Source organism: Runella sp. R0.1_18, assembly GCF_057652155.1.
The window spans coordinates 1-238 of the sequence record NZ_JBYFCK010000148.1 but is presented as its reverse complement, the minus strand read 5'-3'; the positions used below and the strand labels follow the sequence as shown (position 1 = coordinate 238).

Genomic DNA, 238 nt, shown 5'->3' with positions numbered 1-238 from the left:
CGTTAGCATCTACACTGGCCAATACCGAGAAGCTACTGCCATCGGTGCTACGCTCAATGTCGTAGCCTGTTTCGTTAATCACGTCTCCCCAAGTCAGGTTGATTTGGCTACTGCTGGCTGCAGAAGCCGACAAGTTGGTAGGAGTGCTGGGAACGGTCACTGGTGGTTGTTGGGTGGTAGCATCGGCGGTATTTGACCAGCCCGAATTGCCTGCCGAGTTTTTGGCTTTGACTCTGTA

The 238-nt window shown here is 52.9% G+C and carries 1 pseudogene; it reads right to left on the bottom strand.

Annotated features, from left to right (window positions below):
- A pseudogene (locus AC23P2_RS31430) lies at nt 1-238 on the bottom strand (fibronectin type III domain-containing protein); the annotation flags it as partial.